A 16256-nucleotide genomic window follows, 5' to 3' on the forward strand; every position below is an offset into this window, starting at 1 on the left:
GGGGGGGGGGGGGGGGGGGGGGGGGGGGGCATCTTCCCGGGCACGTACGAGGCCTACCGCGACGTCACACCGCCTCGGACCTCGTCGGGAACATCTGGCGGCTGACCGCCACAAGGTGCGACGTCGCGCGGCGCCTCCCGCTTGCCGTTCGACTTGCTTTCGTCAGGCGTGAGGTTCGCGACCCGAGGTGGTCATCCGGGTGAGGGTGCCGACCAGGATCGCTACGCAGGCGCCCGCGAGGACACCAGCCGCCGCTTGCGTGACGCCGTCAGCGATCATCGTGACCGCGAGTGTTGCCGCGATGAGCACCGCCAGGGCAAGCGCGGCCCACTTGGTGGTGCGTTCTCGCCGCATCAGGGCCCACCCGATCGTAAGACCCAGGACACCACCGATGAGCGCGCCGACCATGTTCAGCACCCCCAGTAGAGGTAGTAGAGCCTCTTCGCCGTCGTGTAGTACGACACTTCACGGCACTTCCCTGCGGCAAGTGCAAAGCCAGGATAGGGGCGTTGCCGGCTTGACAGTGTGAGACGTTCCGCTGCAGGACCTTCGTCGTGTCGTCTTGGTTCGCGCGAATGGCTGCGAAAGGTCCGCGGAACACCCTGCAGCCGCACCCCCGACTCCTCCGCCTGGACGACGATGTCGACGCCATCTCCGTCGTCGACCACCGAGCCATCCGGCGTGACCTCCGCTGCGGCGCCCTGAACGTCAGTGGTCGTCCCTCGACCGGGCCACGTCGGCACCTGCCCCGCCACCCACGGGGTGCAGCACGCTGTTCCGGTAGGAGTACCCGGCGTAGATCGCGATGCCGACCGCGAGCCACGCGAGGAAGCGCAGCCAGGTCAGCGTCGTGAGGTTGGTCATGAGCCACAGGCACGCGACGCCCGCGACGATCGGCAGCACGGGCGACCACGGCACGCGGAACCCGCGGGTCAGGTCCGGCCGCGAGCGGCGCAGGATGGGGATTCCGAAGCTGACCAGCACGAACGCCGAGAGGGTGCCGATGTTGATCATCTCCTCGAGGAGCTCGACCTGCGAGAGCCCCGCGATCAGCGCCACCACGATCCCGAGCCCGACCTGCAGCCGGGCCGGCGTCCGGTACCGCGGCGACGTGCGCGAGACACCGCGGGGGAGCAGCCCGTCGCGGCTCATGGCGAACACGATCCGGGTCAGGCCCAGCAGCAGCACCATGATCACCGACGTCAGGCCGACCAGGATGCCGATCGAGATGATCCGTCCCGCCCAGTCGGCCCCGACCAGGACGAACGCCGTCGTCAGCGACGGGCTCTCCGCCTGTGCGAGCTCGCGGTACGACACCATGCCCGTGACCACGACGGTCACCAGGATGTAGAGCACCGTCACGATCGCGAGCCCGCCGAGGATCCCGCGCGGGACCGTGCGCTGCGGGTTGCGCGTCTCCTCGGCGGTGGTCGCCACGACGTCGAACCCGATGAAGGCGAAGAACACCAGGCCCGCGCCGGACAGCACGCCGATGACGCCGTAGGTCGACGGCTCGAACCCGAGCAGGAACGCGATGAGCGGCTGCTCGAGCGTGGTCTCCTCGGGAGCCGGCTGCGAGGGCGGGACGAACGGCGAGTAGTTCTCCGCGCGCACGTAGAAGAACCCGACCACGATGACCAGCAGGGTGATCCCGACCTTGATGAGGGTGAAGACGGTGTTCACGCGCGTGCTGAGCTTGGTGCCGAGGACGAGCAGCGTCGTGAACACGGCGACGATGGCGATCGGGCCCCACTCCACGGCGACGCCGCCGAGGTGCAGGGTCGTCGGGATCTCCACGCCGAACAGCCCGAACGCGTCGCTGAGGTACACGCCCCAGAACTTCGCGATGACGGCCGCGGCGAGCAGCATCTCGAGGATGAGGTCCCAGCCGATGATCCACGCCACGAACTCGCCCATCGTCGCGTACGAGAACGTGTAGGCCGAGCCCGCGACGGGGATCGTCGAGGCGAACTCGGCGTAGCACATGATCGCGAGCGCGCACACGACCGAGGCGATGACGAAGGAGATGATCACTGCCGGTCCGGCGTAGTTCGCCGCGGCGGTCGCGCCCACCGAGAAGATGCCCGCGCCGACGGCGACCGCGACACCGAGCACGGCCAGGTCCCACGCGGTGAGGTCGCGCTTGAGCGACCGTTCCGGGTCCTCGACCGAGGCGAGGGAGTCCTCGACCGACTTGCGACGGACGATGCTGCGCGAGCTCACCATGGTGCCCCCTCTGCCGGGCCGCTGATCACCCGTACGAGGATCGCAGCGTCGGGCGCAGGGCGCGCGCGGAGCGGACGCCGTTCCCCGCCGGCACACCCGTCACTCCTGTGGCGCACGTCGCACCCTCGGGCTCACCTCGGCCCGGCGCCGCACCGATGACAGAACCGGAACGCGACCTGGCGCGTCCACCCCCCATCGCGCGACCGCCCGTGACCCGTGCCTCGCGCCGACGCACCACTCCGGCGCGCCCTGCCGGAGCCTCACGACGGAGAACCATGCGCGCCGCCACGGAGGCCATCGGGATGATGGCCTCGCTCACCTCGTTCCTGCTCTGGCTCCCGCAGGGCGCCCGCGTCTGGAGGACGCGCCACGACCTCTCCCAGCTGCAGGGCATCGCGCTCAGCACGCAGGTCATCTCGCTGCTCGGCAACGTGCTCTGGGGCGTCTATGCCCTCGCGATCGGCTCGTTCTGGCTGGGTGCCCCGTCGGTGGTGAACGGGCCCATCGCGCTCGCAACCATCGTCATCGTGCGTCGGGCGCAGCGGGCGGCGGACCGCGAGGCGACGCCGGCGCCGGTGCCCGACGCCGCACCGCGCCACGCGCGGTCCGCGTGCCCCCGTCGCACCGCGTCCGGGCGTCCCGCGCCGGCCCGGCAGGCCCGGCGTCAGGCGCAGGGACGGGGCGGCGCACCAGCAGCGCGATGCAGCGGTTCCGGTTATCCCGTATCGCGGGACCGGCGTTCACTCGGAAGAGGGGCACGGACGACCAGCTAGGCAAACGCCTTGACCGCTCCGGAGCGCTAGTCCTACTGTGTGGGACACGCATCCCGCAATACGCGAGTCAGGAGCCAACGGTGGCTGGTGGGACCGAGCGCGAGAACGGCGCCGACATCCAGGTGATCTCGCGCTGCGCCCACATCCTTCGCCAGCTCGAGCCCGGCTCCCGCCTGCGGCTCGGGCCGCTCGCCGCCGAGCTCGGCATCGGCCGCTCGTCGCTGCACCGCTACCTGAGCTCCATGGCGAACGTCGACCTGCTCGAGCGGGTGGGCGACGGCGAGTACGCGCCCGGCCCGCTGCTCGCCCAGCTCGGCACGATGGCGCTGAGCTCCATGCACGTGCTCGACCAGGCCGGTCCGGCGATGCGTCAGCTGTCCGACGCCGTGCACGAGAGCGTCGTGCTGAGCGTGTGGGGCGGCGTCGGGCCGGTCGTCACGCGCGTCGAGACGGCCGACAAGCTGGTGCAGGTGCTCGTGCGGGTCGGCTCGCAGCTGCCGATCGACGCGGCCCAGACCCTCGTCTTCCTCGCGTTCCTCGACGACCGCCGCGTCGTCGACCGCCTCCTCTCGCTCGTCCCCGACCGCCGGGCCGAGCTCGAGAAGGACATCGCGCAGGTCGCGCAGGACGGGGTCGTGATCGTCAGCCGGATCGTCGAGGGCCTGCGCACGATCGCCGTCCCGGTCTTCGACTCGCGTCGGATCACGGCCTCGCTCGCGGTGATCGGGACGACGGCCGCCCTGCCCGACGACGTCCGCGGCGGCGTCGCGCACGCCCTCATCGAGACCGCCGCGGGGCTGAGCGACCAGCTCGGCTTCGCCGGCCCCCACCCGGCAGCCGCACTCCTCACCTGATCCGCAGCTCTCACGACCGCACAGCTCTCAACGACCAGGCCGACGGCCCGCTGTCGGCACTTCCCACGAGAGGACGACGATGTCTCCTGACCAGCACGCACCGGGTCGGGCTCCCGGTCCGCCGGGAACCCGGTCATGACCGGCGTGCGCGACTGGCTCGCGCTCCCGCTCCTCGGCCGGCCTGACGGCACCGCACGCGTGTGGACCCGCGGGTTCACGCTCTCGGTCGTCGCGCTGACGGTCGTCGTCGCCGTGCTGGGCCTGTACGGCTCGGCGTACGAGCTGACGATCGGCAGCAAGGTCGCCATCTACGCGGTGGTGATCCTCGGGCTGACGGTCCTCGTCGGCTACGGCGGCCAGATCTCGTTCGGCCACAACGCCTTCTTCGGCATCGGTGGCTACGTCTCCGCGCTCGCGACCACGTCGTGGGGGCTGAGCCCGCTCGTCGGGCTGCTCATCGGCCTCGTGCTCGCCGCCGTGGTCGCCGTCGTCGTCGGGTTCCCCACGCTGCGGCTCCGCGGCCACTTCCTCGCGCTCGGCACCTTCGCCGTCGGGCTCGGCTTCTACGCGTTCGCGGTCGCGTCGCCGCAGCTCAAGGGCTTCAGCGGCATCGGGGGGATCCCGCCGTTCTCGGTCGGGTCGCTCTCGCTCGGCCCGCAGTTCGCGCGGTTCTGGCTCAGCGGCGCCGTCATGCTCGTCGCGATCGTCGCCGTCGCGCACCTGCGCCACGGCCGGTGGGGCCGTGCGCTGCGGACCGTCGCCACCGACGAGGCCACCGCGCAGAGCGTCGGCATCGACGTCCACCGCACCAAGCTCTCGGCGTTCGTCGTCTCGGCGCTGCTCGCGTCGGTCGCCGGCTCGCTCTACGCCCACACGACGAGCTACGTGAGCCCCGAGACGTTCAGCTTCACGACGATCCTCACCTTCTTCATGATGCTGTTCATCGGCGGTCTCGGCTCCGTCTGGGGTGCCGTCCTGGGCTCGCTCGTCGTCACGGTCGTGCCCGAGGTGGTCCCCGAGGCCGTCGCGACCTGGCAGCCGATGATCTTCGGAGCGCTTCTCGTCGTCATCCTGATCGTTCGCCCCGCCGGCCTCCTCGGGGGCTCTCGACGGCGCACGACAGCCGCGAGGGCGCCGTCGACCCCGCCCACCGACGCCGGCCCCACGGCGCCCGAGCGGATCGAGGCGGCAGCATGAGCGCGACCACGTCGGCGCCCCTGCTCCAGGCGCGCGGCATCTCGAAGTCGTTCGGCGCGGTCAAGGCCGTCGACGACGTCGACATCACCGCGTCGCCCGGCCGGATATCCGCGGTCATCGGCCCGAACGGCGCCGGCAAGACGACGCTGTTCAACGCCCTCTCGGGCTTCTCGGCGGCCGACGCCGGCACCGTGACGCTCGACGGCCGGGACATCACGTCGCTCCCGCCGCACCGGATCGCCCGGCTCGGGCTCGTCCGGACCTTCCAGACGGCGCGGCCCCTGCGGACCGCGACCGTGCTCGAGAACGTGCTCGCGGGCACCTACCTGCACGGCCGCGGCGGGATCGGCGCCGCCCTGTTCCCGACGCCCCGGGTGCGGCGCGCCGAGGCGGCGCTCGTCGAGCGCAGCCGGGCCACGCTCGCGGCGGTCGGCCTGCTCGCCGAGCAGGACCGGTACCCCGACGAGCTCGCCGCGGGCCAGCTGCGCCTGCTCGAGATCGCCCGGGGCCTCGCGGCCGAGCCGCGGGTGCTGCTCCTCGACGAGCCGGCGGCGGGCCTCAACAAGGTCGAGACGTCGCGGCTCGAGGAGAGCCTCCTCGAGATCCGCGCGAGCGGGACGGCGGTGCTGCTCGTCGAGCACGACGTCGACCTCGTGCTCCGCGTCAGCGACCACGTCACGGTCCTGGACTTCGGCCGGCTGCTGCGCTCGGGGGCTCCCGAGGACATCCGGCGGGACCCGGCGGTGGCAGCCGCCTACTTCGGCACCGAGGACCCAGTCCCCGCGCCGTCGGACGAAGGAGGTGCCTGATGGGTAACGCCCTCATCATCGGCCTGAGCCTGGGCTGCGTGTACGGCTTCGTGGCCGTCGGGTTCTCGCTGATCTACCGCACGACCGGGGTGATGAACTTCGCCCAGGGCGCGTCCGTCATGCTCGGCGGGATGGGCGCCGGCTACGCCGGTCAGGCGTGGGGACTGCCCCTGTGGGCCGCGGCTCTGATCGGGATCGGGTTCGCGCTGGTCGGCGGGCTCCTGCTCGTGCTCGGCGTCGTGCTCCCGCTCTGGAAGCGCGGCGCGAGCGACTTCATCACGATGCTCGGCACGCTGCTGTTCCTGGTCGCCGCCGAGAACGTCATCCTCAACACGATGGGCAGCGACCCGCGCCCGGTGCCGCGCATCGACCCGCAGTTCACGCTCCAGGTCGGGGGCCTGAGGATCGACAGCCAGAGCCTCTGGATCATCCTCGTCGCGATCGTGGTGTCGGTCGGGCTCGGCGTCTTCATCGCGCGCACGTCGACCGGCGTCGCGATGCGGGCGGTGGCGACCGACCAGAAGGTCGCCCGCCTCATGGGCGTCAACCCGGCGAAGATGGCCGTGATCACGTTCACGCTCGCGGCCCTCATCGGGGGGATCGGCGGCGTGCTGGTGGCCCCGCTGCAGTTCGCCGCGTGGAACGCCGCGCACGTCTACAACATCAAGGGCTTCATCGCGGCGGTGGTCGGCGGGGTCCTCGACGTCCGGACGGCCTTCCTGGGCGGGATCGTCATCGGCGTTCTCGAGGCGTTCATCGTGACGTACGCGAGCTCGACGTACCTCGACGTCCTCCTGCTCGGCGTCCTCCTCGTGCTCCTCCTCCTGCGACCCAGCGGCATCTTCGGCCGCGCCGTCGCCGTCAAGTACTGACCGCTCCACCCCTCCGTCCGCTCACCCCTGGCCCGCCGCACGGCGGTCCGACCGACAGAAAGCGACGTGTCATGACATCGACGTCCCGGCGCCTCGGCGCCCTCGCAGCAACGGCCGCCGCCGCGCTCGCGCTCACGGCCTGCGGCAGCAGCAACCTGTCCAGTGGCTCCTCGACCGAGGCGGCCGGTGGCGCGGAGGAGGGTCCCGTCACCATCGGCGTCCTCGTCGACCAGACCGCGTACCTCAAGAGCGTCGACGAGCGCGTCCTCGCCGGCATCGAGTCGGCCGTCGACGCGGTCAACGCGAACGGCGGCGTGCTCGGCGGTCGCGATCTGCAGGTCGTGGTCGAGGACATGGCCGCGGACCCGCAGAAGCAGGTCCAGGCGTTCCAGAAGGTGGCCAGCCAGGACGAGCCCGTGCTCTTCCTCAACGGCTTCTCGTCCGCGGGCAACGCCGCCACGGCCCCGCTCGCCACGTCGGAGCAGACGCCGATGATCGTCGCCTCGGTGGTCCCCGCCGACGACGACGAGTGGATCTTCTCGACGATCACGCCGATGCGGTACGAGACCGGCACGCGGGTCGAGTACGTCGCCGACCAGGGCATCACGTCGGTCGCCCTGCTCCACGACCCGACCCCGTACAACAAGCTGCAGCTCGACGTCATCGCCGGCCAGCTCGCGGAGGCCGGCATCACGGTGACCGGTGTCGAGGAGCACGCGACCGACTCGGTGGACCTGCGCCCCCAGATCTCGAAGCTGCTGTCCGGTCAGCCCGGCGCGATCATCAAGCTCTCGACCGGCCCGACGCAGATCGTCGCGGCGAAGGCCATGTCGGACTCCGGCGCCACCGTGCCGCTGATCCTCGGCATCGAGTCCAAGGCGAACATCGACCAGGCCTCCGCCGCCTACTCGGACGTGCTCGTCACCGCCGCGCCGCTCCAGGTCTTCGACTCCCTCGACGAGTCCGCGAAGACCGATGCCATGACCTCGTTCCTCGAGGCGAACCCCGACTCGGACGACCCCACGTACCTCGGCCGCGGCTGGGACGCCGTGCAGATCGCGGTCCGCGCCATCGAGGAGGCGGGCTCGACCGACGGGCAGGCCATCCGCGACGCGCTCATCGCCATGGACCCGTACGAGGGCACGAGCGGCTCGTACGACTACACCGACGAGGACCACTACGGCATCACGGTCAACCCCGACTACCTCGCCCGGTTCAGCCCGGCCGGCGCCGAGATCGTCTTCACGCCGGCGAAGTGACCACGTCTACGAAGTGACCACGTCTACGAAATGACCTGGCGACACACGTCTCACTGAGGAGCTAGCCATGGCAACGACCACACCGACGCTGGAGGTGCGCGGCCTGCACGTCTCGTACGGCAGCGTGCACGCGGTCCGGGACGTCGACCTCGAGGTCGGGACCGGTGAGGTCCTGGGCGTCATCGGGTCCAACGGCGCCGGCAAGTCGTCGCTGGTCAATGCCGTCGCCGGCGCGGTGAAGGCCCGGTCGGGCAGCGTGTCGCTGCTCGGCCGGGACCTCACCGCGGCCCCGGTGAACGACCGGGTGAAGGCGGGCATCGCCGTCAGCCCCGAGGGCCGCGGCGTGCTGCCGGGCATGTCGGTCGAGGAGAACCTGCGCCTCGGCGCCTACTCGGTGCGCACGCGCGACAAGGGCAAGCTCGCGGGCCGCATGCAGGAGGCGTTCGACATCTTCCCGGTGCTCTCCGACCGCCGCGCCCAGCCGGCGCAGACGCTGAGCGGCGGCGAGGCCGCGATGCTGTCGGTCGCGCGGGCGCTCATGAGCGGACCGAAGCTGCTGCTGCTCGACGAGCCGACCCTCGGCCTCGCACCCATCATGCGCGCCCGGCTGTTCGAGCGGCTCGCGCTGCTCAAGGGGGCCGGGCTCGCGATGGTGATCGTCGAGCAGCGCGCCGCCGAGCTCCTCGACATCTCCGACCGCCTGCTGCAGATGCGTCAGGGCGAGGCGGTCGGCACGACCAGCTCGGGCGAGGTCGACGCCGAGAGCCTCGCCCGCCTGTACTTCGGCGTCGACACGGAGACGGACGCCGTCACCCCCCACACCTTCGAGGAGCGAGCATGACCACCCCCGCGATCACCTCCGTCCTGTCCGGCCTGGTCGACATGCACTGCCACTCCGGCCCGAGCCCGTTCCCCCGCCGCTTCGACCACGCCGACGCGGCGAAGGACGGCTGGGACCGCCTGCAGATGCGGGCGATGGTCGTGAAGTCGCACCACCACAACACCGTGATGGACCTGCTCGCGATGAAGGGGCGCCTCGCGGAGATCCCGACGCAGGTGTTCGGCGGCATCGCGCTCAACAACCAGGTCGGCGGCCTCAACCGGTACGCGGTGCAGATGTCGCTGAGCATGGGCGGCAAGGTCGTGTGGTTCCCGACGTTCACGTCGGGCCGCCACATCGACTGCCACCCCGAGCACGCGGGCTTCCCGACGCCGACCGTGAGCCTCGACGTTGAGCAGATCGACGTGACCGACGCGAACGGCAACCTCGTGCCCGAGGTCGACGGCGTGCTCGACGAGATCGCGAAGCACGGCGCCGTCCTCAACGGGGGCCACATGTACCCCGACGACATCGCCGCCGTCTTCACACGAGCGAAGGAGAAGGGCATCGACCGGATGGTCGTCAGCCACCCCGACTTCGTCATCGGGGCCGAGCCCGCGAAGTGCCGCGAGCTCATCGCGCTGGGTGCGTACATCGAGCACGAGCTGCACATGTACGACCCCGAGGGCGCGATGAAGTGGGACATCGGGCAGCTCTACCGCTGGATCGAGGAGCTCGGACCGGAGCACGTCGTGCTGTCGTCCGACCTCGGCCAGTCGACGCTGCCCGCGCCGGTCGACGCGTACCTGCGCGTCGGCGAGGCGCTGCTCGACATGGGCCTGCCCGAGAAGGACCTGCAGCGCATGGTCCGCGACAACCCGAGCTTCCTGCTGAACCTGGACAACTGAGGGGGACCCCATGTACGACACGACCGACCCGCGCTCGGCGCTCGCGACGGCGCCCAAGCCCGCCGCGGCTCGCGCCGCCGACCTGCCCATCGCCGCGACCCAGTACGTCGAGATGGCCCACACGGCCCCGAGCGAGGTCTCGCCCGCGGGCAGCCCCACCTGGTACGTGCGCGGGCAGAACTTCGTGCTCGCCCACACCGACCTCGTCGCGGGCGACTCGCTCACGCGGACCGGCCAGGAGCACGAGTACGTCGTGGTGCTCACGGACCCGGGGACGCACGTCCGCATCGAGGCCGACGGCGCGACGCACGACGTCGGCGAGCGCGCCGTCGTCGTGGTCCCGCCGGGCGACAGCACGATCACGGCACTGGCCGACACCACCGTGGCGCGGCTCGTCGACCACCGCTCCAGCGACGTCCTCGAGAAGGCGGTCAACGGCGCCGCGTACGCCGAGCCGGACGCGCGGGTCGCACCTCTGGTGCCGTGGCCCGAGCCGGTCGACGGCCACCGCGTGCGGGTCTACCCGATCGACTCGATCCCCGTCGAGCCCGGCCGGTTCGGCCGCATCTTCCGGACGTCGGCGTTCATGGTGAACCTGCTGGACCTCGTCGAGGGCCCGCGCGACCCCGAGAAGCTCTCGCCGCACCACCACGACGACTTCGAGCAGTGCTCGTACGCCGTCGAGGGCACCTTCGTGCACCACATCCGCACGCCCTGGGGCGCGCGGCGCAGCCGGTGGGCCGAGGACGAGCACCAGGAGGTGGGGAGCCCGTCCGTCACGGTCATCCCGCCGCCCGTGGTGCACACGACCGAGGCGGTCGGCGCGGGTCGCAACCAGCTGATCGACATCTTCTGCCCGCCGCGCGAGGACTTCTCGGCCCAGCCGGGCTGGGTCCTCAACGCCGACGAGTACCCCGCGCCGTGATCCGGTTCGCGGACGTCCTCGAGCGCGGCCGGGGCCAGGCGGGCGGCGGCCGACCGGCGCTCGGGACCTGGGTCAAGCTGCCGGTCGTCGAGAGCGTCGAGCTCATGGCGCTCGCGGGCTTCGACTTCGTGGTGCTCGACCTCGAGCACTCGCCGATGACGACCGAGACGGCGTCGACCCTGATCGCCGTCGCGAACGGGCGCGGCCTGTGCCCGCTCGTGCGGGTGCCCGACCACTCGCCCGCGTGGATCCAGCGCGTGCTCGACGCGGGTGCCGCGGGCGTCCTCGCGCCGCACGTCGACAGCGTCGAGCAGGCGCTCGCCGTCACGCGGCCGGCGCGGTTCGAGCCCGACGGGAGCCGCGGCGTCGGGCCCACCAGCCGGGCCGGGGACTGGGGGCTGCGGCCGATGGGCGAGTACCTCGCCGAGGGCGCGCACGTGGCGGTGATCGGGCAGGTCGAGAGCGACGCCGGGGTCCGGGCGACGGCCGACATCCTCGCGGAGAAGCGGCTCGACGCGGTGTTCGTCGGGCCCGCGGACCTGTCGGTGTCGCTCGGCCGGTCGGCCGACCATCCCGACGTGACGTCCCGCATCAGGACCGTCGTCGACGCCTGCCGCGAGGCCGAGGTGCCGGTCGGCACGGCGATCGGCGCCGACCCTGCGCGTGCGGCCCAGCTCGGCCGCGAGGGCTTCGCGTTCGTCATGGTGAGCAACGACGCGACGATCCTGGGCTCTGGCGGGGCCGGGCTCGTGCGCGACTTCCGATCCGCCGTCGGCGACTGAGGCCATGCGCGCCCTGATTGTCTACGCCCACCCCGAGCCGACGTCGTTCTCGGCCGCGATGCTGCGCGTGGCGCGCGAGGCGCTCGAGGGGGCAGGCCACGAGGTCGAGGTCTCGGACCTCTACGCCGAGGGGTTCGACCCGACGGCGGGCCGGCACGACTTCCTCGACGTCGCCGACCCGGACCGGTTCCACTACCAGTCCGAGCAGGCGCATGCGGCCGCGACGGGGACCTTCGCCCCCGACATCGTGCGCGAGCAGGAGCGCGTCGCGCGTGCCGACCTGCTGCTGTTCGTGTTCCCGCTCTGGTGGGGCGGTGTGCCGGCGATCCTCAAGGGCTGGTTCGACCGGGTGCTCGCGTACGGCTTCGCGTACGAGGACGGCATGCGGTACGAGACGGGATTCTTCCGGGGGCGGCGCGGCCTGCTCGGCGTCGTGACCGGCGGGACGCGGCACCGGTTCTCGTCGGGTGGCAGCTACGGCGCGATCGAGCAGGTCCTGTGGCCGACCCAGCACTGCATGATCGAGTACCTCGGACTGACGACGTTCGAGCCGTTCGTGGCCTACGCGGCGCCGCGGGTCGACGACGCCCAGCGGGCGGCCTACCTCGACCAGTGGCGCGAGCGCGTGCTCGACGCGGCGGCGGACGAGCTCAGCGATCCGGACGACCGCACGGTACCCCTAGGAGGAATGCTTCGATGATCTCGACCAACAAGGTGATCGTCTCGGCGGCGGTGACCGGCTCCATCCACGTCCCGTCGATGAGCGACCACCTCCCGATCACGCCCGAGCAGATCGGCACCGCGGCCATCGAGTCCGCCGAGGCGGGCGCGGCGATCGTCCACCTGCACGCGCGCAGCGCGCCCGACGGGCGTCCCGCGTTCGACCCGGCGGTCTTCGGCGAGTTCCTCCCGCGCGTCCACGCCGAGACCGACGCGATCGTCAACATCTCCACCGGTGGGACGACCACGATGACGATCGAGCAGCGGCTCGCGGCCGCGAGCGCCTTCAGCCCCGAGCTCGCCTCGCTCAACATGGGGTCGATGAACTTCGTCTACTCGGGCGCCGCCGCGCGCATCACCGAGTGGAAGCACGACTGGGAGAAGCCGTTCCTCGAGAAGTCGCACGAGAGCCCGTTCACGAACACGTTCGCGCAGATCGAGTACGCGCTGCGCGAGCTCGGCGAGAAGGGCGGCACGCGTTTCGAGTTCGAGTGCTACGACATCGGGCACCTGTACACGCTCGCCCACTTCGCCGACCGCGGGCTCGCCAAGCCGCCGTTCCTCGTCCAGGGCGTCTTCGGCATCCTCGGCGGCATCGGCGCCGACCACGCCAACCTGACCCACATGGTCACGATCGCGGACAAGCTCTTCGGGTCGGACTACCACTTCTCCGCCTTCGCGGCCGGGCGGCAGCAGTTCGAGTTCGCGCAGCACACCGCCTGGCTCGGCGGCAACGTGCGGGTGGGCCTCGAGGACAGCCTGTACCTCGGGCGAGGAGTCAAGGCCCGCTCGAACGCCGAGCAGGTCCGGAAGATCGTGGGCCTGCTCCGCGACCTCGGCAAGGAGATCGCCACGCCCGACGACGCGCGCGGGATGCTGCAGCTGAAGGGTCGGGACAACACGCGGATCGCGGACTACGCCGAGTCGGGGGCCACCCATGCCTGACTACGACGTGTCCGCAGCGCTCGACACCGACTACTACGCGGTCTTCCGCGACGTGCCCGAGGAGGACCGGGAGCTCTGGAAGCGCGCCCGCACCTTCGCCGACGACACCCTCGCCGAGATCACGCAGGCGTGGGACGCGGCCGAGTACCCGGTCCACCTCGTGCGCCGGCTGGGCGAGCTGGACCTGCTCACCGACGGCGTGCAGGGACCGGGACTGACCCCGATGTCCCCCCTCGCGGCGGGGCTTGTGAACATGGAGGTCTCCCGGGGCGACGGGTCCATGGGCACCGTCATCGCCGTCCAGGGCGGGCTGGCCCTGCGGAGCATCGCGATGTTCGGCAGCGCGGAGCAGAAGGAGCGCTGGCTGGTCCCGCTGGCCCGGGGACACGAGCTCGGCTCGTTCGCCCTCACGGAGCCCGACCACGGGTCCGACTCGGTCTCCCTCGCCACGTCCGCGAGACGCGTCGTCGACGGCTGGGTGATCGACGGCGAGAAGAAGTGGATCGGCAACGGTGCCGCAGGCGGCGTGACCGTGGTGTGGGCGCGCGACGACGAGGGCGCCGTCCGCGGGTTCCTCGTGGAGCAGACCGCGCCGGGGTACCGCGCGACGGTCATCACGGGGAAGGCGTCGCTCCGGGCCATCCACCAGGCGCACATCGTTCTCGACGGGGTCCGTGTCCCCGACAGCGCGCTCCTCCCCGGGGCGCGGTCGTTCAAGGACACCGCCCGGGTGCTGCACGCCACGCGGCTCGGGGTCGCGTGGTCGGCGCTCGGGCACGCGACCGCCGTGTTCGAGGCCGCGCTGAGCTACTCGACCCAGCGCACGCAGTTCGGCAAGCCGCTCGCGGCCTTCCAGCTGGTGCAGGAGCGGCTCGCCGGCATGCTCGCGCAGCTGACCTCGATGCAGCTGCACTGCCGTCGGCTCTCCGAGCTCGACGCGGCCGGCGAGCTGGACCCGACCCAGGCCTCGCTCGCCAAGTACCACAACACCCGTGCCGCGCGGACGATCGCCGCGACCGCGCGGGACGTGCTGGGCGGGAACGGGATCCTCCTCGAGAACCACGTGATCCGGCACATGGCCGACATCGAGTCGCTGCACACCTACGAGGGCACGGAGAGCATCCAGGCGCTGCTGATCGGGCGGGCGCTCACCGGCGTGAGCGCGTTCGCCTGAGGGAGCCGCTCAGCCCGCGGGTGCCGCGACGCCTGACGGGCCCACCCGCGCGCCGTCGGGCACCTGCGACGGCGATCCGGCGTCGTGCAGCACGGCCTCGCCGACGACGACGACGCCGCGTCCGAGGCTCCAGTCGCCCTCCACGCGGAGGGAGGCCGCCTCGACGAGCGAGGGCGCGACCGGGATCCGCCGGTCGAAGTCGTCGACCAGCGCGTAGAACCGCTTGTCGAGGTCGACGAACGGGGCGGGGCCGCTCGCGACCAGCCGGTAGTCGTCCGTCGGCCGGTAGACGTCCGAGCGCAGCACGAGCAGGTCGTTGGTCGTCTTCACCGGTAGGAACCGCGACCGGTCCACCTCGACCACGGCGGCACCCTCGAAGACCTCGATCGCCGCCCCCATCGCCGACTCGATCTGCACGACCGGCGTGGACGTCTTGTCGGTGGGGTCGACCGTCTTCTCGTTGCGGATCAGCGGCAGCTCCAGGACCCCGCCGGTGCGCTCCAGCTCGGCGTCGAGTGCCTGCAGGTCGAGCCACAGGTTGTTGGTCGTGACGAACGCGTGGATCGCGGGGTCCATGGCCGTGGCGAGGTCGTCGGGGAGCGTCTGGGCGGTCTCGCGTAGGATCGTCCGCCCGTCGGCCTTGCGCACCACGAGCTGGCCGCCCTTGCGGTCGGCCGGGGTCCGCCGCACGACCTCGGCCGCGAACGGGGCGCCGGTCGCGGCGAACCAGCCCGCGAGCCGGGCGTCGGGCGTGGCGCCGAGGTTGTCGGAGTTCGACACCATCGCGTAGCGGAACCCCGCGTCCAGGAGGCTGCGCAGCGCGCCGGAGGCGTAGAGCGCCGTGTAGAAGTCGCCGTGGCCCGGCGGGCACCACTCGAGGCTCGGGTCCTGCGGCCACTCGACGGGGGTGAGGTCGTCCGCGCGCAGCTTGGGCTCGCGGTTCTGCAGGAAGTCGAGCGGGACGCCGTCGACCGGCAGGTCGGGGTAGGCGGCCAGGGCGGCCAGGGTGTCGTCGCGCGTCCGGAAGCTGTTCATGAGCACGAGCGGCAGCCGAGCGCCCGAGTCCTTGCGCACGGCCAGCACCTGGCGGGCGATGACGTCGAGGAAGGTCGCGTCGTCGCGCACGCGCAGCAGCGACTTGGCGCGGTCGAGGCCCATCGACGTGCCGAGGCCCCCGTTGAGCTTGATGACCGCGGTCACCGCGAGGGCCGCGCGGGCGTCGTCGTCCGTGACCTGGAGGTCGGAGAGCGAGGGCGCGTCGGTGATGCCGTCGATGTCGGACTCGGGGATCGAGCCGGTCGCCCCGGTCTCGAGCATCCGGTAGAAGCGGGAGAAGACCTCGATCGCCGTCTGCGGGACGTCGCCGTCGAGCATCTTCTGTCGGGACAGGGCCAGGCCGTCGGTGCGCACCTCACCGATGCTAGGTGGCGTTCACCCACGACGCCGTCGGACGTGGCCAGGGGAGCGGCCTGTCGGCAGGATGGCTCGCACGAGCGGTCAGGACGACGGGGGGTGCGCTTGGAGGACGAGCCGACCGCGGCGGAGGACCCAGCGGTGGACGACGCAGCGGTGGACGACCCCGGGCCGTTCTTCCACGGCACGAAGGCGGCGCTGGCGGTGGGGAACGTGCTCGCCCCCGGCCGCAGCTCGAACTACGGCAGGCGCAGGACGGCGCGCTACGTCTACCTGACGGCGACGCTCGACGCGGCGGTCTGGGGGGCCGAGCTCGCCGTGGGCGAGGGTCGAGGTCGGGTCTACCGCGTGGAGCCGACGGGCCCGCTCGAGAACGACCCGAACCTGACGGACCAGAGGTTCCCTGGCAACCCCACGCGTTCGTACCGCACCAGGGACCCGCTGCGCGTCGTCGGGGAGGTGGCCGACTGGGAGGGGCACCCGCCCGACGTGCTCCGGCACATGCGCGACCACCTCGCGGAGCTCGAGCGGCAGGGCATCGAGGCGATCGAGGACTGACCGCCGGCTGCTCTCGAGGCC

17 protein-coding genes are annotated in these 16256 nt (G+C 71.8%); 14 read left to right on the plus strand and 3 right to left on the minus strand.

All coding sequences use genetic code 11. From position 1 onward, the window contains the following. Positions 1 to 162: 162 nt before the first annotated feature. Both HIR71_RS14200 and HIR71_RS14205 read right to left on the minus strand, forming a co-directional pair. Positions 163 to 417, minus strand: a complete 255-nt coding sequence (locus tag HIR71_RS14200; protein WP_169325725.1) for a hypothetical protein — start codon at positions 415 to 417, stop codon at positions 163 to 165. A gap of 291 nt (positions 418 to 708) precedes the next feature. Beyond that, positions 709 to 2226: an amino acid permease gene (locus tag HIR71_RS14205; RefSeq protein WP_169325726.1), complete on the minus strand. Its 1518-nt coding sequence runs from the start codon at positions 2224 to 2226 to the stop codon at positions 709 to 711. A gap of 275 nt (positions 2227 to 2501) precedes the next feature. Between HIR71_RS14205 and HIR71_RS14210 the strand changes: the two genes are divergently transcribed. From HIR71_RS14210 to HIR71_RS14270, 13 genes are all read left to right on the plus strand, one after another. Beyond that, positions 2502 to 2999, plus strand: a complete 498-nt coding sequence (locus tag HIR71_RS14210) for a hypothetical protein (RefSeq protein WP_169325727.1) — start codon at positions 2502 to 2504, stop codon at positions 2997 to 2999. 80 nt (positions 3000 to 3079) lie between these two features. Further along, positions 3080 to 3853 carry an IclR family transcriptional regulator gene (locus HIR71_RS14215; protein ID WP_169325728.1) on the plus strand — a complete coding sequence of 258 codons (774 nt, stop codon included), beginning with the start codon at positions 3080 to 3082 and terminating at the stop codon, positions 3851 to 3853. Between the two features lie 135 nt (positions 3854 to 3988). Beyond that, on the plus strand, positions 3989 to 5050 hold the full coding sequence (locus HIR71_RS14220) for a branched-chain amino acid ABC transporter permease (protein WP_169325729.1): 1062 nt from the start codon (positions 3989 to 3991) through the stop codon (positions 5048 to 5050). Beyond that, positions 5047 to 5859, plus strand: coding sequence for an ABC transporter ATP-binding protein (locus HIR71_RS14225; RefSeq protein ID WP_169325730.1), 813 nt, complete (start codon positions 5047 to 5049; stop codon positions 5857 to 5859). The genes HIR71_RS14220 and HIR71_RS14225 overlap by 4 nt, the downstream gene beginning before the upstream one ends. After that, positions 5859 to 6731, plus strand: a complete 873-nt coding sequence (locus tag HIR71_RS14230) for a branched-chain amino acid ABC transporter permease (RefSeq protein WP_169325731.1) — start codon at positions 5859 to 5861, stop codon at positions 6729 to 6731. The genes HIR71_RS14225 and HIR71_RS14230 overlap by 1 nt, the downstream gene beginning before the upstream one ends. 71 nt (positions 6732 to 6802) lie before the next feature. Continuing rightward, positions 6803 to 7990: an ABC transporter substrate-binding protein gene (locus tag HIR71_RS14235; RefSeq protein ID WP_169325732.1), complete on the plus strand. Its 1188-nt coding sequence runs from the start codon at positions 6803 to 6805 to the stop codon at positions 7988 to 7990. A 67-nt stretch (positions 7991 to 8057) separates the two neighbouring features. Next, complete coding sequence (locus HIR71_RS14240) at positions 8058 to 8831, plus strand: ABC transporter ATP-binding protein (RefSeq protein ID WP_169325733.1); 774 nt, start codon at positions 8058 to 8060, stop codon at positions 8829 to 8831. Beyond that, positions 8828 to 9718, plus strand: coding sequence for a DUF6282 family protein (locus HIR71_RS14245; RefSeq protein ID WP_169325734.1), 891 nt, complete (start codon positions 8828 to 8830; stop codon positions 9716 to 9718). The genes HIR71_RS14240 and HIR71_RS14245 overlap by 4 nt, the downstream gene beginning before the upstream one ends. A gap of 10 nt (positions 9719 to 9728) precedes the next feature. Further along, entirely contained in the window at positions 9729 to 10643 is a 915-nt protein-coding gene (locus HIR71_RS14250; RefSeq protein WP_169325735.1) for a cupin domain-containing protein, read from the plus strand. Further along, complete coding sequence (locus HIR71_RS14255; protein WP_211374232.1) at positions 10640 to 11425, plus strand: HpcH/HpaI aldolase family protein; 786 nt, start codon at positions 10640 to 10642, stop codon at positions 11423 to 11425. Before HIR71_RS14250 ends, HIR71_RS14255 begins: the two co-directional genes overlap by 4 nt. A 4-nt stretch (positions 11426 to 11429) precedes the next feature. Further along, positions 11430 to 12125, plus strand: coding sequence for an NAD(P)H-dependent oxidoreductase (locus HIR71_RS14260; protein WP_169325736.1), 696 nt, complete (start codon positions 11430 to 11432; stop codon positions 12123 to 12125). Next, positions 12122 to 13090, plus strand: coding sequence for a 3,5-dioxohexanoate:acetyl-CoA acetone transferase (gene kce / locus HIR71_RS14265; protein WP_169325737.1), 969 nt, complete (start codon positions 12122 to 12124; stop codon positions 13088 to 13090). Before HIR71_RS14260 ends, kce begins: the two co-directional genes overlap by 4 nt. Further along, the gene (locus HIR71_RS14270) at positions 13083 to 14264 is read left to right on the plus strand and encodes an acyl-CoA dehydrogenase family protein (protein ID WP_169325738.1); all 1182 of its coding nucleotides are present in this window, start codon (positions 13083 to 13085) and stop codon (positions 14262 to 14264) included. Before kce ends, HIR71_RS14270 begins: the two co-directional genes overlap by 8 nt. 9 nt (positions 14265 to 14273) lie before the next feature. Here HIR71_RS14270 and HIR71_RS14275 read toward each other — a convergent pair whose 3' ends face one another. Then, complete coding sequence (locus HIR71_RS14275; RefSeq protein WP_169325739.1) at positions 14274 to 15674, minus strand: UTP--glucose-1-phosphate uridylyltransferase; 1401 nt, start codon at positions 15672 to 15674, stop codon at positions 14274 to 14276. 144 nt (positions 15675 to 15818) lie between these two features. Between HIR71_RS14275 and arr the strand changes: the two genes are divergently transcribed. Next, entirely contained in the window at positions 15819 to 16235 is a 417-nt protein-coding gene (arr, locus tag HIR71_RS14280; RefSeq protein ID WP_169325740.1) for an NAD(+)--rifampin ADP-ribosyltransferase, read from the plus strand. The last annotated feature ends 21 nt before the right edge of the window (positions 16236 to 16256 follow it).

The sequence above is a fragment of the Cellulomonas fimi genome, from assembly GCF_012952065.1.
GTDB classification, from domain to species: Bacteria; Actinomycetota; Actinomycetes; order Actinomycetales; family Cellulomonadaceae; genus Pengzhenrongella; species Pengzhenrongella fimi_A.

Excerpts from the sequence above, each read along its gene's own strand:
- HIR71_RS14230 (WP_169325731.1), top strand. The coding sequence starts at position 5,859 with ATGGGTAACGCCCTCATCATCGGCCTGAGCCTGGGCTGCGTGTACGGC.
- HIR71_RS14250 (WP_169325735.1), top strand. The coding sequence starts at position 9,729 with ATGTACGACACGACCGACCCGCGCTCGGCGCTCGCGACGGCGCCCAAG.
- HIR71_RS14260 (WP_169325736.1), top strand. The coding sequence starts at position 11,430 with ATGCGCGCCCTGATTGTCTACGCCCACCCCGAGCCGACGTCGTTCTCG.
- HIR71_RS14240 (WP_169325733.1), top strand. The coding sequence starts at position 8,058 with ATGGCAACGACCACACCGACGCTGGAGGTGCGCGGCCTGCACGTCTCG.
- kce (WP_169325737.1), top strand. The coding sequence starts at position 12,122 with ATGATCTCGACCAACAAGGTGATCGTCTCGGCGGCGGTGACCGGCTCC.
- HIR71_RS14225 (WP_169325730.1), top strand. The coding sequence starts at position 5,047 with ATGAGCGCGACCACGTCGGCGCCCCTGCTCCAGGCGCGCGGCATCTCG.
- HIR71_RS14245 (WP_169325734.1), top strand. The coding sequence starts at position 8,828 with ATGACCACCCCCGCGATCACCTCCGTCCTGTCCGGCCTGGTCGACATG.
- HIR71_RS14270 (WP_169325738.1), top strand. The coding sequence starts at position 13,083 with ATGCCTGACTACGACGTGTCCGCAGCGCTCGACACCGACTACTACGCG.
- HIR71_RS14205 (WP_169325726.1), bottom strand. The coding sequence starts at position 2,226 with ATGGTGAGCTCGCGCAGCATCGTCCGTCGCAAGTCGGTCGAGGACTCC.
- HIR71_RS14235 (WP_169325732.1), top strand. The coding sequence starts at position 6,803 with ATGACATCGACGTCCCGGCGCCTCGGCGCCCTCGCAGCAACGGCCGCC.
- HIR71_RS14220 (WP_169325729.1), top strand. The coding sequence starts at position 3,989 with ATGACCGGCGTGCGCGACTGGCTCGCGCTCCCGCTCCTCGGCCGGCCT.
- HIR71_RS14210 (WP_169325727.1), top strand. The coding sequence starts at position 2,502 with ATGCGCGCCGCCACGGAGGCCATCGGGATGATGGCCTCGCTCACCTCG.